We start from the raw sequence: 13,613 nt of genomic DNA on the forward strand, positions 1-13,613 counted from the left end.
TTCTTGGATTACGAAGCTGGACTGCTGGATGTGGTGATCGCTAAACGCAAGATGGAAGTGGCGGTAATCGGTGATGAAATCCGCACCCGGCATCTGGTCCAGCCTTTGGAGTCGTTGCTGACTGAAGGACTGATGTCTGGCACTCGCCTGACCTGATGTTTCCTGGAAGGCTGGGTAGCCCGGGAATACTGCGCCTGAAACTCTTGTCATGTCCTTTAGGCGGCATCTGCTGGCTCATCGGCGTTAGTCGGTAGCCAGCAAGCACGTTAGAGTCGTCGTAACGTTCCTGGCAACCCCGGATGCTGATCCTTATGACTCGCCCTCGCTTCTTGCCCGACAACTTCACCCTGACCCTGGTCGGCGTGGTGATTCTCGCCAGCCTGCTGCCCGCCAGCGGTCAGATAGCGGTCGGTTTTGGCTGGCTGACCAACATCGCCATTGCCCTGCTGTTTTTTCTGCATGGCGCCAAACTGTCGCGCGAATCGATCATCGCCGGTGCCGGCCACTGGCGCCTGCACTTGCTGGTGTTTGGCCTTACCTTTGTTCTGTTCCCGCTTGTCGGTCTGGCACTCAAGCCTTTGCTGTCGCCGATGATCGGCAACGACCTGTATATGGGCATGCTCTACCTCTGTGCGCTTCCCGCGACGGTACAGTCGGCGATTGCGTTCACCTCTCTGGCTCGTGGAAACATTCCTGCGGCGATTTGCAGTGCGGCGGCATCCAGTCTGTTCGGGATTTTTCTCACGCCGTTGCTGGTGACATTGCTGCTGAATGTGCAGGGTGATGGAGGCTCGACGCTCGATGCGATGCTGAAGATCAGCGTGCAACTGTTGCTGCCGTTCGTTGCCGGGCAGATCGCTCGACGCTATATCGGCAGCTGGGTGGCGCGCAACAAGAGTTGGCTCAGGTTTGTTGATCAGGGCTCGATTCTGTTAGTGGTCTACGGTGCTTTCAGTGAGGCGGTGATCGAAGGTATCTGGCATCAGATTCCGCTATGGCAGTTGGCTGGGCTGGTCGTCGTCTGCTGCATCGTACTGGCGTTGGTATTGCTGGCGTCCGCCGTACTGGGCAAAGCCTTCGGCTTCAATCAGGAAGACCGCATCACCATCCTCTTCTGTGGTTCAAAGAAAAGCTTGGCGACAGGTGTGCCGATGGCCCAGGTGCTGTTCGCCGGCAGCACCATTGGTGTGTTGATCCTGCCGTTGATGTTGTTCCACCAGATTCAGCTGATGGTCTGTGCAGTGCTGGCGCAGCGCTATGCAAATCGCCCGGAATCGATCGCCGAATTGATGGGCCAGGTAGACCCTTGATAACCACGACCAGTTCCAGTTTGTGTGCGGCCAGTAAAAATCCTGGGTAGTTGAGTGGGTCGCACAGCACCACATCGCCTTTCTCCGTCCCTGGGGACTTCCCGTCGCCGGCTGCCAATCCGCTGGAAGGTGTTTGCTGTTGCGCAGCTCAAACTCCTCACAGGATCATCGAAGGGGCGTAGCCGTTCGCGATACGAGCAACGCCAGTACCGCAGCCACCAGAAGAAATAATCCACTGGCGATGAAGGTGGCCTGGTAGCCAACTCCGTCATATAGCAACCCACCCACCGTCGCGCCAAGCGTGATAGCCAACTGAATCACCGCCACCATCAGACCGCCACCGGTTTCGGCATCTCGTGGAAGTGTGCGTGATAGCCATGTGAACCAGCCTACAGGTGCGCATGTAGCAATCAGACCCCACACCCCCAGCAAAACTGCGGTAGTCCACATCGAGCTGCCATAGGCAAGTAGAGCCACGGCAATTCCCGACATCAAAAGTGGAATGATCACCAGCACCCGGTAAAGACTTCGGTTCAACACCGAGCCGATCACCATCGTGCCCACCAACCCGGCCACCCCAATAATCAGCAGTACCAGGGACAGTCCAGACACTTCAACATGGGTCACCGACTCAAGAAACGGGCGCAGATAGGTGAATAACGTGAACTGCCCCATAAACAAAAATGCCACTGCTGCCATGCCCAGCGCGACTTTGGCGCTACCTAGCAGCCGAAACACATCAGTTGCAGATCCAGACTTATTCTGACCAGGCATTTTCGGCAACGTAAATGCTTGCCAACAGAGCGCTACAGCTGCAAGCGGCACCACACAAAAGAACGCTCCTCGCCAGCCGATCAGTCCGCCCATGAAACTACCAATGGGTGCGGCGACCGCAGTAGCCAAGGCGGTGCCGCCCTGAATCACAGCGATGGCCTTAGGCACAAAGCCTTCTGGCGCAATCCGCATCATGACGGCGGTTGACATTGCCCAGCTACCACCAATCGCGACACCTAAAATTGCGCGTCCAACCATCAGTGTCGAGTAGTTTGGGGCAAAGGCGACGAGCGTGCCGGAGGCAATCATCAATGCCGTCAGGAAAAGTAAAACGGGCCTGCGGTCGAGCCGGCGAATTGCAGAGGAGATGAAAAGGCTGGTGACGACGGCGAAGATGCCTGAAATGGAAATCGCTTGTCCGGCCTGGCCCTCTGTCAGCGCGAGATCGCTCGCAATCGGTGTGAGCAAGCTGACCGGAAGGAATTCGGAAGTCACCAGGGCAAAGGCGCACAGAGACATCGCCAGGACTGCTCCCCATACCTGTCGGCTCGCTGCTTGAATAGGTAAGGCGGTACTGCTCATCTAATCTCCTCCAATACGTAAAGCTCCAACGCCTGCGAAGACAGCATGGCGTCGGCATTACTGTGCGGGTGCATAGCGTGTTTCCGGGCTCAGAACTATTGAGCTGAATGAAAGCGAAAGGCCCTACTCAATGGCAGGGCCAGGCATTCGGTTGTCGCGTCGTTCAACGACTAATGTCACTTGAGGTTGGATTGGAAGAACGAGGTCAGCTTGGCAAGCGGGATAAGGTCGACCCGATCATAGAGATCCACATGGCCCGCGCCTGGAATGATGACAAGCTCTTTGGGTTGGCCAGCCAGTCGATAGGCCTCTTCACTGAACTCGCGCGAGTGAGCGTTTTCGCCGGCGATGAACAGCATGGGGCGTGGTGAGATCGTCTCGATATCGTTGAACGGATAGAAGTTCATGAACTTGGCGTTGCTGGTCAGCGTCGGGTGAGTGGTCAGTAAAGGTGACTGGCCTTTGGGGGTGAATTCGCCGCGAGGCGTGCGGTAGAAATCGTAGAACTCGCGCTCGATAACGTTGGATTTGTCAGTCAGCTCATGGACAGTGCCGCTGGTGTACTTGGTTTCGCCACCGGTGAACTCGGCATAACGCTGCTCGGCAGCAGCGGCGATAGCTTGCTTCCTCTGCTCTACGGTCATGGAATGCTTCAAGCCGTTTCGGTTGGCCGCGCCCATGTCATACATGCTGACCGTAGCAACGGCCTTCATCCGGGGATCAATCTTGGCCGCGCTGATAACGAAGCTCCCGCTACCACATATGCCCAAGACACCAATCCGGTTCCGATCTACGAATGCCTGGGTGCCCAGGTAATCCACTGCGGCGCTGAAGTCTTCAGCATAGATTTCAGGCGACACCAAGTTGCGCGGCTGACCATCGCTCTCGCCCCAGAACGACAGATCGATGGCAAGGGTCACGAAACCGTGCTCTGCCAGTTTCTGAGCATAAAGATTTGAGCTTTGCTCTTTAACCGCCCCCATAGGATGGCCAACGATGATTGCGGGGTTCTTGCTACCCGCTTTGAAGCCTTTAGGAACAAACAGGTTCCCGACGGTGTTCATCTGGTACTGATTTTTGAAGGTCACCTTCTGCAAAGTGACCTTGTCGCTTTTGTAGAAATTATCAGCTCCATTGGACATATCTGCTCCCGTTGCGGAAAGCGACGCCATCAGAAGGCCGAACAACATAACGAGTTTTCTCATGAGGTGCTCCCGGTTTTTGAATTGGCTGATCAACCTGTTTCCTAGGGCTGGATCAGCGAGTGGTCTGAGCGCATGCCCATGGCTACAGGTTGGGCTTGCCCTATTCTCCGGGAATACGTCATCCTTGATAATCTAATGAAAGCTTGTTGCGGTTATAAGCGCAGCTAATCAATCAAGTTAGGCGGGTCTCGATGCCACGACATAATCTGAACGACCTTCTGGCCTTTGTGACGGTCGCCAGGGAGGGCAGCTTTACCCGAGCGGCGGCCCACTTGGGTGTCTCGCAGTCAGCGCTGAGCCAGACTGTTTCAGGACTTGAAAAACGGCTGAAGATACGATTACTCACGCGCACTACTCGGAGCGTCTCGCCGACCAGCGCGGGAGAACGCTTGATGCATGCCATTGGTCACCGCTTCGACGACATCGAGGCCGAACTGGACGCCTTGACCGAGCTTCGTGACAAGCCCGCAGGCACCGTGCGCATAACCTGTGGCGATTTTGTCCTGAGGACAGTCCTGCTTCCGAGACTCACGCCATTGCTCCTCGAATACCCTGACGTCAAAGTCGAGTTCGATATCAATTATGGCTTCAGGGACATCGTCGCCGACCGTTTCGATGCGGGCATACGATTTGGCGCGACCGTCGATAAGGACATGATTGCTGTTCCAATCGGGCCCAAGGTACGGATGGCTGTTCTGGCGTCACCAGCCTATTTCGCAAGCATGCCAGTGCCAAAGAAGCCGGAGGATCTGCTGGATCATCGATGCATCGACATTCGTTATCCAACCCTGGGCGGACTCGATGCTTGGGAGTTCGAAAAGCGTGGCCGAAAGGTAAATGTGCGTGTCGAGGGTCAGGTGATTCTCAACACCAGCGCCCATGTCCCTGCTGCGGCAGTCAGCGGCTTGGGTATCGCCTATTTACCAGAGGAGGAATTCGCTCCGCATATCGAGGAGGGTCGTCTGGTGCAGGTGCTAGAAGACTGGTGTCCCTCATTCTCGGGTTATCACCTTTATTATCCAAGCCGTCGCCTGCCGACTCCGGCGTTTTCGCTTGTTCTGAATGCTCTTCGGTGTGATGGTTTTTCTTAAGGCGGGCATTGGGCAGGGATCGTCTTGGCAATGCGCCACGAGATGATGAGTCAGAGCTTCACTGTTCCGGCTGCCACCGAAAACCAGCTTAAGCTGCTCGCTCCAGTGCATCCAGCAAATCAACAAATTCCATCGAGAGCTTATGGCGCGGTGCCAAATGGATAAGGGGTATAGATGCTTCGTGAGACTCGCGCATCTTGACTGAGCTACTCAGATAAACCGGTAGCACAGGCAGACCCTCGGCGAGCATTTCGTCTACGAGCGCCTGGTGTAAGCCAGTGTGTGCGACAAACTGATTGACCACCACCCCCTCTACCTGCAGCGATTCATTGTGATCCATGCGCAGATCTTCTACTTGAGCGATGACGCTATACAAAGCCTGCCGGGAAAAAGCGTCGCAATCGTATGGAATCAACAACCGATCAGCAGCGACCAAGGCGCTGAAGGTGAAGAAATTCAGCGAGGGAGGGGTGTCGATGTAGATACGCTCGTAGTCCTCTGAGAGCTCAACCAGCAACGTACGCAGCTTGTTGATCTTGAATTTGCTCTCAAGCTTTGACTGGAGATCTGAAAGATCTGGACTGGCGGTCACGAGATGGAGGTTCTCGTAAGAAGTCTCGGTTATGGCCACTCGACACTTTTTTCTGGCAAAGCCTCCAGACAGTGTCTGTCTGAAGAAGTCGGCAATACCGGTGGGAATGTCGTCCTTGAGCAGGCCCGTGAGGTAGTGAGTCGAATTCGCTTGAGGATCGAGATCAACCAGCAGTGTTCGGTAGCCTTGCGCTGCACTCACAGCAGCAAGATTGCAGGCGATGCTGGATTTTCCAACACCACCTTTTTGATTGAAGACGACACGACGCATGAGGACAGTTCATCCGTGAAGAAGGCCTGAAGCCAAGATTATGAAAGCAGTTGATTTCAATATATGACCATTAGGTTTCAGTTTTAAGACAGGCTCTCGAATCAGCGTCGAAAATGGCTGGCAAAGACGTGAGTGCCCGGTTTGGAAGCCCCAAGCGCTACCTTGGCCGTTTGAACGGGTGCCCTGGCTGTCTTTAACTGACCAGGATCGCCGTAGGCTTTCGCTGCCTTTACCTCACGTCGTGCAGCCATGAGTTCATCGACGAGGCGCTGCCGGGCATCTGCATTCAGCGAAGGGTTGGTGCAACGCCACAGCTGCCCTTTGACTACAAAGTAGCGACCATCAGGAGTCGTCGGATACATGTCGCAAACGCCTCCGAGTGCCGGGGCTTGGCTCGTGCTGAACCGCTACCGGCGCCACCAGAACGGGGTCTCAGCTGGCAAGCAAGCTATACAAGACCGACAAACGACAGAATAACCAGGACGATCACCACTGCCCCAACGATGTAGATGATATTGTTCATGAAAACGACCTCTCTATCTCAACAGGATGTACGACACCAAGGTGTCTAATACAAATGACACCTTGGCTTCCAGTTCCGTTCCGCAAACCTGTTTCAGAGGCCGCGCCATCACACCAATGTTCCGTTGCGATTACGAACTTTCTCTCGTCGCCAAATGTTGATTGATGGACGTTTGCTCAAGTGCGAATCCTGCAAAGGATGCGACTTAATGAGCAAAGTAAACACACTTGCTTCATGCAAATCGGAGTTTTTGGTGTAACGTTAGGATAACAATCACGGAGAGATATCCCATGTCTAAGCTCGCAGAATTTCGTCAGCTTGAAAAACACCTGGCCGAGCAGCTCCAAGCGCTTGAAGCCCTTAAGGGTGATGCTGGCCTTAAGCAAGAAATCGAATTCGAAACCAAACTTCGTGAGCTTCTTGCACAGTACGGATACGGCTTGAAGAACGTGATCAACTTGCTTGACCCGCAGGCCGGTCGTCGCGCACCTGCTGCCTCGTCTGCTGTTGTCACTCGCAAACCTCGCCAAGTGAAAGTCTACAAAAACCCGCATACCGGTGAGGTGGTCGAAACCAAAGGCGGCAACCACAAAACGCTGAAGGAATGGAAAGCGGAATATGGCTCCGACACCGTGGAATCGTGGCTGAGCAAGTGATTTTGGTTTGAGTACAAAAGGGCCGCAAGATACGTTGAGAGTCCACCAGAGATGTACTTAGCCGAGCCGTCCATCCGTAGAGCTGGCCGTCAGTAAAACTTGACGGCCTTCGCTTGCAACTCTTCAACCTGCAGGCGCCCCACAAATGCCACGTCGCTCAAACGCGTTTTACTGCATCGGCACCTAAAGGTGGCAGGTGAACATCAGCTGTACTGATTTGCCGAACCAGCAGCGGATTTTAGCTTTCTGGAATGGGTCAGCTGATAAGCAATTGCCAACCAAATGAACCACCCTGGCATGACCAGTAAGGCAATACGAGTGTCAGGTCTTAATGCCAGCAGGCAGAGAACAAACCCCAGGAACGCCAAGGAGAACCAGGCCATCGGCACGCCGCCAGGCATCTTGTAGGCCGATTTCGCATGCAGGTCGGGCCGGCTTTTTCGATAGGCAATGTATGACGCGAGGATGGTCGACCAAGTGAAAATCACCAGGATCGCCGACACGGTAGAAACGATGGTGAACGCGGTCATGACTTCCGGAACGATGAACAGCAACAGTACACCCACCAACATCAACAGTGTCGTGAACGCCAGGCTCAGCAAGGGGACGCTACTGCTCGATAAGCGCCGAAAAATCCCCGGAGCATTGTCGTGATTGGCCAGTCCAAACAGCATGCGACTGGATGAAAATACGCCACTGTTCGCCGATGAGGCGGCAGACGTCAGCACCACAAAGTTGACGATACCTGCTGCTGCGGGAAACCCTGCAACCAGAAATAGTTCGACGAAGGGGCTCTTGTTGGGCGAAACCTGTTGCCAGGAAGTCACCGCAATAATGCAGGCCAGTGCCAACACATAAAACAGGATGATTCTCAGCGGAATCGAGTTGATGGCTTTAGGCAAGGTCTTCTCGGGGGAGCTGGTTTCCGCGGCTGCGATGCCGATCAGCTCGGTGCCGGCAAATGAGAAGATGGCCATCTGGAAACCGGCGAAGAAACCGAACAAGCCGTTAGGGAAGGTTGCCTGTTTATCCAGCAGGTGGCTCAGGGATGCCGTGACGCCATTGGGTGAGACAAAGGAGCTGGCAATCAGCACCATGCTGACGCCAATCAGGGTGACGACGGCAACGATCTTGATGATCGCGAACCAGAACTCTACTTCACCGAAAAGCCGGACGGTCAGCACATTTAAGGCGAACAGCGTCATTAGCATACCGATGGCCGGTATCCAGGCGGGTACATCGGGGAACCAATACTGAAAAAATCCGCCGACCACTACTGCATCGCCAATCACCGCGACGCTCCAGCTCAACCAGTACGACCAGCCGAGGAAGAACGCCGCGCGTGGGCCGAGGTAGGCTCCGGCAAAATCCGCGAAACTTTTGAAGTTCAAGTTGGAAAGCAACAGCTCGCCCATGGCGCGCATAACGAAGTAGACGAACAGACCGATGATCATATAGATGAGGATGATCGACGTGCCGGAGAGGGCGATGATCTTCCCGGAACCCATGAACAGGCCTGTACCGATGGCACCTCCCATGGCCATTAACTGAATGTGACGATTGCTGAGCGTACGCTGCAGCGCGGGCTGTTCAACCCGCTCGGACGGAGTCGATTTCATTACAAAACCTCTTGATTTTATGTTTTTGAGTTTTGGCAGAAAGTGGGTGTCTAGCGTTCTTGTTAGAAATGCAACGGCTACTGACGGTGGTGGTTTGCGGGTGGCAGGGTTTCGCGTTCACTACAGGGTGAGTAGCCCCTTGGCACTTTGCTCAGGGGCATCACCTATGGCTATCAGCTGGCCGTGCGCAGGCGCGAGGGGACGATTGCTGGCTGCTGATCAAGCAGTTGGTAGAGATTTTTTATGTTGGAAGGCGTCGGCACCAGATGGATGCGCTCACCGATGGCATGCTCTCGGGCCAGGTCGTGCACATAGCGCAGTGACGAAAAGTCTTCCAGGGCAAAGCCCACTGAATCGAACACTGTGACCTGTGCGTCGTTCTCGCGGCCCGGTACTTCACCTTGAACAATCCGGAAAAACTCGACGACGGGAGAGTCGGCCTCCAGTTGTTGAATATCGCCTTCAATCCGGGTTTGAGGTTCAAATTCAACGATGACCCGGGCATTGCGCAGGATCTCGGCATGCAGTTCGGTTTTCCCCGGGCAGTCACCGCCTACGGCATTGATATGCATGCCGGGCTCGATCATCTCGGGCGTCAGAATCGTTGCATAGGTCTTGTCTGCGGTGACCGTGGTGACGATGTGCGCGCCCTTGACCGCGTCTTGTACAGAGTTGGCCAGAATTACCTCAATCTCCGGAAAAGCGGCCAGGTTGTGCTTCAACTTAAGTGACGCGTCGCGATCAATGTCGTAAATGCGGATTTGCTTGATGGAGAGCATTTCGTGGAAGGCGAGGGCCTGAAATTCGCTCTGGGCGCCATTGCCGATGATTGCCATTGAGCTTGCACTTGGGCGCGCCAGGGACTGCGCGACCAGGGCGGAGGTCGCGGCAGTACGCACGGCGGTGGTCAGCGTCAGTTCGCTAAGCAACGTTGGATAGCCACTGTGGACATCGGCCAGGACACCGAAGGCCATGACCGTCAGCAAGTCCCTTTGACCGTTGTCCGGGTGACCATTCACGTATTTGAACGAGAACTGTTGGCCGTCGTCGGTCGGCATCAACTCGATCACACCGGTGGCCGAATGATTGGCGGTGCGGGGCGACTTATCAAACTGCGCCCAGCGTGAGTAGTCAGCTTCGATGTAAGCCGCCATTTCGCGGATTGCCCGGCGGATTCCCACCGTGGCAAACAGGCGTGCGGCATGATCGACATCTATAAAAAGAGTCATGTTTTTATTCTCCGATTCAATAGTTCAAACGCTGCGGTTCAGGGGGATAACTCAGGCGCGTTTGCTCTCGTAACCATGCAGTACGTTGACCGCATTGATCCCGATTTCATCGACCATGTAGCCGCCTTCCATAACGAACAGGGTGGGGCAGCCCACGCCTGCTATCAGCTCACCGATGCCGGTGAAGTCTTCACTTTCCAGCAGGAAGTGGCTGATGGGGTCGTCTTTGAATGTGTCGACGCCCAGTGAAATAACCAGCACTTCAGGCGCAAATTGCTGGAGTTTCTTGCAGGCGTGAAGCAAGGCGTTGCGGTAGCTTTCCCAGGTGGTGTTCTTCGGCAGCGGATAGTTCAGGTTGTAACCTTCGCCGTTGCCAGCGCCGACTTCGTGGCTGAAGCCTGAGTAGTACGGATAGGACACTGCCGGTTCGCCATGCAGCGAGACAAACATGACGTCGCTGCGCCCGTAGAAAATGTTCTGGGTGCCGTTGCCATGATGGAAGTCGACATCCAGTACGGCGACACGTTTGGCGCCTTGGGTTATAGCGTGCTGTGCGGCAATGGCGGCGTTGTTGAGATAGCAGTAGCCGCCCATGTATTCACGCGCTGCGTGATGGCCGGGCGGTCGGCACAGGGCAAAGGCACTGTCGTGACCTTCATCGATCAACGCCAGTCCGGTCAGCGCGATATCGGCGCTGGTTTTTACCGCTTGCCATGTGGTGGCGGTAATGGGCGAGCCGGCGTCCATGGCGTAGAAACCCAGCTTGCCGTCGATGAAAGTCGGTACTTGCTCGTTGGCCAGGTCACGCACTGGCCATACCAGCGGCAAGGCATCGTGGGTGCGTCCGGTTGCGCACCATTCAGACCAGGCGGTTTCCAGAAAGGTTACGTAGCGCTCGCTGTGCGCGTTGACATAGCACGACCGGTCAAATGCTCGCGGCTCGATGATCTGGCCAAGCCCTACCTGCTTGACCCGTTTATGGACGGTATCGGCCCGACTGGGCTGTTCGAAGGACGGCTTGAGCACGCCGTCTTTTAATTCGGTGCCATGGTGCAAACGGTGGGAATCACTGAAAACTGTAAACATTCTGCGCATCCGTTGATGTGAGCCAGTACAAATATTTTGTTCTGGTACTGATGCGATTTCTTTGCTTTGTTTGCAGGTTTTGGTAGATTTTTCGGGAGGTTTTACTCAGGAATTGCGAAATGCAGAAAAAAAATTCCAAACGCATCAGTCTCGACGACACCGACCTGGCGATTCTCGCATTGCTGCAGGAGGACGCGAGTATTTCCAACGCCGAGCTCAGTGAGCGGCTGTCGTTAAGCCTTACGCCTTGCTGGCGGCGGCGCAAGAGAATGGAGGAGGCGGGCGTGATTAAGGGCTACCAGGCGAACCTTGATCGAAGAATGCTGGGGCTGGATATCATGGCGTTCGTGCACATTCGTTTTTCCACCCACGCCGATCACGCTCCGGACGCCTTCGAGGCGGTGATTGCGCAATTGCCCGAAGTGTTGTCCTGTCACAAGATCACCGGGGATGCCGATTACGTGCTGCAAGTGTTGGCAGAGGATCTTGATAGCTACAGTGAATTTATCGAGCAGGTGCTCAGGCGTCAGGTGGGTATTGCCTCCATCCAGTCCAGCCTGTCATTACGCGAGGTCAAGACCAGTAGCCGTATTGCGATACCCAAATCGAGTAAGGACTGAGCGGGCAAGCGTTAGATCACCTTTTCAAAGTCGCGTTAGAGACTGTCTTGTTTCGACGGCACTTGGCTTACCTTTTCAAGAAATTCGGCAATCGTGAGCAATTGATCGTTGGAGAAGCCGCTGGCCACTGAACCAAATCCGACCATGGGCACTTGGGCGCTCAAACTGGTTGTTTGCCGGGTCGCTTCGCAGTGGCAAACGGGCGGCGGCGATCATGAGTCTGATCCAGTCCGCACGCATGAACGGGCATGATCCGTATGCCTATCTGAAAGATGTGCTGACACGGCTGCCGACACAGCGGGCGAGTGAGATCGGGCAACTGCTACCGCATCAGTGGGTGCCGGCCTGACTTACGCAAGGTGAGTTGGGCGTACGCTTACAATGAATCTTAGAGGCCTAACGTTTGACATGAGAGACTTGGCCAGGCTTGCCAGAACAGCCTTTCGATGGAAGGGTTAGACCTCAGGGGGCACACAGCGCTCTCAGCCTTAGGGGCAGGTAGCCAGAGGCCAACCGACGCGCGCTGCACGGAGGAGGCTGGCCTTAACAACCAAGCGGTGAAATGGGGCAATAACGAAGATGTAGGCCCGGCCTAGACGGTTGTGGCACTGGACCACGGTTGAAAAAACGAGTTGGCGACTGCCTTCTGGCTCTGCCTCTCCAGAACATAGGATCGATATCCGGAAGTCGAGGTGCTTGTCGTTCTCTCCCAACACGATTTCAGTCTGGTTCGTGCTGTAGACCTTGAAGACTCCAATCCGATTAGCAAGTGATGCCAAATGTTTGGCTGTCTTGAGACCAAAACAGGCAACGATAGTGTCTCGGACTTTCATGAGCCATCCGATCCAGGATGGCTGGTGGGAAAAGATGAATCGAGCTAGCAAATCTGGATTGCTAGATGTGCCCGCAGGGAGCCGAATCGCAAAAGCGTCCGCTAGGTGCATCGACTTATAAAGGTGGGTGATGCCGGACCTCGAGGGGACTGGCACGGACATAATGAGCTCAAATTCTCGGGGCATCGGGGATCTCTCCTGAGTTCTAACTACTAATTAGACGACATGCCATGTCGCGTTTCTTGTTGCGATGGTTTGTCGTATAACGCTCCTTGTCGCCCTGTAAGTGCTTGTCTAGCTTAGAAGTGACGGTTGCCGACTTTCAAGCCGGACAGGGACAACCGCGCTCACTGCTCATTCCCAAGCACACGAGGTATCTGCATAGTGGAGGAATCTCGCTGTACAAGCGGCTCTTTTTCCATATTGCGGCGTGCCTACTTAGGCTATCAGGTACGTATTCAAGTGTGGGGTTCACGGCAACTTCAGGTTCCAGGCGCAGTAGCGCACCAGGAGCGGAGCTCGCATGGGTCGTGGCGATGCCGTCCGGATAACCAATGTCCACGCCTTGATGAGGTCCAGAGCCTCGCTGAGCGAGCATGGATTAACTGGATGTTGTTGAGGCGCCAACTTCTCCTTGTCGGATACTGAGCCCGATCAAGGCATCATAGAGCTCTTGCTGCCCAGCTGGCAGAACAGCGAGCAACGTCGCACGGCGCTTGTCGACATCGAACCAGGATTCAACCAACCATCCCACCAGATAGAGTGCCGAAAGGCATCCGCCAGCGGTTGCAACGTTCCCCTGGCATACAAGAGGCTGGTCCATGGGCTCAAGTCCCAGAGCTTGCAAGCTCGATCGTGCATCCGGGTGTGTAGTTGCTTGGCCGCTGAGCAGCCCAAGCCGTTCGAGAATGAAAGCTCCGGCGCATATGGAGCCGATTCGCTGGCGTCTGGAGTCAAGTTCAAACGACGGCAGGAAATCTGGGGCGGCAAGTGCAGCGGGTATCCCTTCCTTGCCGCTGACGAACAATACCGCGTCGGCACTATTGGCCTCGGAAAGCGGACCGTGCACCGAAACAGGCAGGCCGTGCGCCGATCGCACGATAGAGCTAGAACCCAATATTCGGACGTGCCAGTCCTCAGTATTGCGGCCTAAAATGTCCCACATCAGGAATAGGTCGATATCAGTGAATTGGTCGAAAGCAACCAGAACGATTTTCTTCAAG

The 13,613-nt window shown here is 55.0% G+C and carries 13 protein-coding genes and 2 pseudogenes; 6 read left to right on the forward strand and 9 right to left on the reverse strand.

Going from position 1 to position 13,613, the window contains the following annotated elements; translation table 11 throughout:
• The first annotated feature begins 3 nt into the window (after positions 1 to 3).
• Both F8N85_RS00855 and F8N85_RS00860 read left to right on the forward strand, forming a co-directional pair.
• The gene (locus tag F8N85_RS00855) at positions 4 to 156 is read left to right on the forward strand and encodes a hypothetical protein (protein WP_224795604.1); all 153 of its coding nucleotides are present in this window, start codon (positions 4 to 6) and stop codon (positions 154 to 156) included.
• A gap of 155 nt (positions 157 to 311) precedes the next feature.
• Positions 312 to 1,310: a bile acid:sodium symporter family protein gene (locus F8N85_RS00860; protein WP_150801802.1), complete on the forward strand. Its 999-nt coding sequence runs from the start codon at positions 312 to 314 to the stop codon at positions 1,308 to 1,310.
• A gap of 165 nt (positions 1,311 to 1,475) precedes the next feature.
• Here F8N85_RS00860 and F8N85_RS00865 read toward each other — a convergent pair whose 3' ends face one another.
• Positions 1,476 to 2,666 carry an MFS transporter gene (locus tag F8N85_RS00865; protein WP_150801803.1) on the reverse strand — a complete coding sequence of 397 codons (1,191 nt, stop codon included), beginning with the start codon at positions 2,664 to 2,666 and terminating at the stop codon, positions 1,476 to 1,478.
• A 176-nt stretch (positions 2,667 to 2,842) separates the two neighbouring features.
• A complete protein-coding gene (locus F8N85_RS00870) occupies positions 2,843 to 3,871 on the reverse strand; it encodes an alpha/beta hydrolase (protein ID WP_150801804.1) in 1,029 nt (342 codons plus the stop codon).
• 191 nt (positions 3,872 to 4,062) lie between these two features.
• On the opposite strand from F8N85_RS00870, the gene F8N85_RS00875 reads away from it, so the two are divergent.
• Entirely contained in the window at positions 4,063 to 4,962 is a 900-nt protein-coding gene (locus F8N85_RS00875; protein ID WP_150801805.1) for a LysR family transcriptional regulator, read from the forward strand.
• Positions 4,963 to 5,050: 88 nt separating this feature from the next.
• Here F8N85_RS00875 and F8N85_RS00880 read toward each other — a convergent pair whose 3' ends face one another.
• Both F8N85_RS00880 and F8N85_RS00885 read right to left on the reverse strand, forming a co-directional pair.
• A complete protein-coding gene (locus F8N85_RS00880) occupies positions 5,051 to 5,824 on the reverse strand; it encodes a ParA family protein (RefSeq protein ID WP_150801806.1) in 774 nt (257 codons plus the stop codon).
• Between the two features lie 149 nt (positions 5,825 to 5,973).
• Positions 5,974 to 6,186 (reverse strand): annotated as a pseudogene (locus tag F8N85_RS00885) (hypothetical protein); the annotation flags it as partial.
• A 451-nt stretch (positions 6,187 to 6,637) separates the two neighbouring features.
• Between F8N85_RS00885 and F8N85_RS00890 the strand changes: the two are divergent.
• Entirely contained in the window at positions 6,638 to 7,003 is a 366-nt protein-coding gene (locus F8N85_RS00890) for a histone-like nucleoid-structuring protein, MvaT/MvaU family (RefSeq protein ID WP_150801808.1), read from the forward strand.
• 203 nt (positions 7,004 to 7,206) lie between these two features.
• Here F8N85_RS00890 and F8N85_RS00895 read toward each other — a convergent pair whose 3' ends face one another.
• The 3 genes from F8N85_RS00895 to F8N85_RS00905 all read right to left on the reverse strand — a co-directional run bounded on the left by F8N85_RS00895 (position 7,207) and on the right by F8N85_RS00905 (position 10,937).
• A complete protein-coding gene (locus F8N85_RS00895; protein ID WP_150801809.1) occupies positions 7,207 to 8,622 on the reverse strand; it encodes an amino acid permease in 1,416 nt (471 codons plus the stop codon).
• A 173-nt stretch (positions 8,623 to 8,795) separates the two neighbouring features.
• Positions 8,796 to 9,851, reverse strand: coding sequence for an ornithine cyclodeaminase (locus tag F8N85_RS00900; RefSeq protein ID WP_150801810.1), 1,056 nt, complete (start codon positions 9,849 to 9,851; stop codon positions 8,796 to 8,798).
• A gap of 51 nt (positions 9,852 to 9,902) precedes the next feature.
• Positions 9,903 to 10,937 (reverse strand): histone deacetylase family protein, encoded by a 1,035-nt coding sequence (locus tag F8N85_RS00905; protein WP_150801811.1) that lies wholly within the window; start codon positions 10,935 to 10,937, stop codon positions 9,903 to 9,905.
• A gap of 119 nt (positions 10,938 to 11,056) precedes the next feature.
• Here F8N85_RS00905 and F8N85_RS00910 point away from each other — a divergent pair, with 119 nt between their 5' ends.
• On the forward strand, positions 11,057 to 11,557 hold the full coding sequence (locus F8N85_RS00910; protein WP_150801812.1) for an Lrp/AsnC family transcriptional regulator: 501 nt from the start codon (positions 11,057 to 11,059) through the stop codon (positions 11,555 to 11,557).
• A gap of 130 nt (positions 11,558 to 11,687) precedes the next feature.
• Positions 11,688 to 11,906, forward strand: a pseudogene (locus tag F8N85_RS00915) (transposase domain-containing protein); the annotation flags it as partial.
• Positions 11,907 to 12,045: 139 nt separating this feature from the next.
• Here the strand turns inward: F8N85_RS00915 and F8N85_RS00920 are convergent.
• Together F8N85_RS00920 and F8N85_RS00930 are read right to left on the reverse strand one after the other, a co-directional pair.
• A complete protein-coding gene (locus tag F8N85_RS00920) occupies positions 12,046 to 12,576 on the reverse strand; it encodes a DUF2867 domain-containing protein (protein WP_150801813.1) in 531 nt (176 codons plus the stop codon).
• Positions 12,577 to 12,991: 415 nt separating this feature from the next.
• Positions 12,992 to 13,612: a DJ-1/PfpI family protein gene (locus F8N85_RS00930; RefSeq protein ID WP_150801814.1), complete on the reverse strand. Its 621-nt coding sequence runs from the start codon at positions 13,610 to 13,612 to the stop codon at positions 12,992 to 12,994.
• Position 13,613 lies beyond the last annotated feature (1 nt).

The organism is Pseudomonas fluorescens (genome assembly GCF_902497875.1).
Lineage (GTDB): Bacteria > Pseudomonadota > Gammaproteobacteria > Pseudomonadales > Pseudomonadaceae > Aquipseudomonas > Aquipseudomonas fluorescens_BR.

Bases quoted from the DNA above. Each gene is read 5' to 3' on its own strand.
- F8N85_RS00865 (WP_150801803.1), bottom strand. From the start codon at position 2,666: ATGAGCAGTACCGCCTTACCTATTCAAGCAGCGAGCCGACAGGTATGG.
- F8N85_RS00890 (WP_150801808.1), top strand. From the start codon at position 6,638: ATGTCTAAGCTCGCAGAATTTCGTCAGCTTGAAAAACACCTGGCCGAG.
- F8N85_RS00920 (WP_150801813.1), bottom strand. From the start codon at position 12,576: ATGCCCCGAGAATTTGAGCTCATTATGTCCGTGCCAGTCCCCTCGAGG.
- F8N85_RS00860 (WP_150801802.1), top strand. From the start codon at position 312: ATGACTCGCCCTCGCTTCTTGCCCGACAACTTCACCCTGACCCTGGTC.
- F8N85_RS00900 (WP_150801810.1), bottom strand. From the start codon at position 9,851: ATGACTCTTTTTATAGATGTCGATCATGCCGCACGCCTGTTTGCCACG.
- F8N85_RS00910 (WP_150801812.1), top strand. From the start codon at position 11,057: ATGCAGAAAAAAAATTCCAAACGCATCAGTCTCGACGACACCGACCTG.
- F8N85_RS00870 (WP_150801804.1), bottom strand. From the start codon at position 3,871: ATGAGAAAACTCGTTATGTTGTTCGGCCTTCTGATGGCGTCGCTTTCC.
- F8N85_RS00905 (WP_150801811.1), bottom strand. From the start codon at position 10,937: ATGTTTACAGTTTTCAGTGATTCCCACCGTTTGCACCATGGCACCGAA.
- F8N85_RS00895 (WP_150801809.1), bottom strand. From the start codon at position 8,622: ATGAAATCGACTCCGTCCGAGCGGGTTGAACAGCCCGCGCTGCAGCGT.
- F8N85_RS00880 (WP_150801806.1), bottom strand. From the start codon at position 5,824: ATGCGTCGTGTCGTCTTCAATCAAAAAGGTGGTGTTGGAAAATCCAGC.
- F8N85_RS00875 (WP_150801805.1), top strand. From the start codon at position 4,063: ATGCCACGACATAATCTGAACGACCTTCTGGCCTTTGTGACGGTCGCC.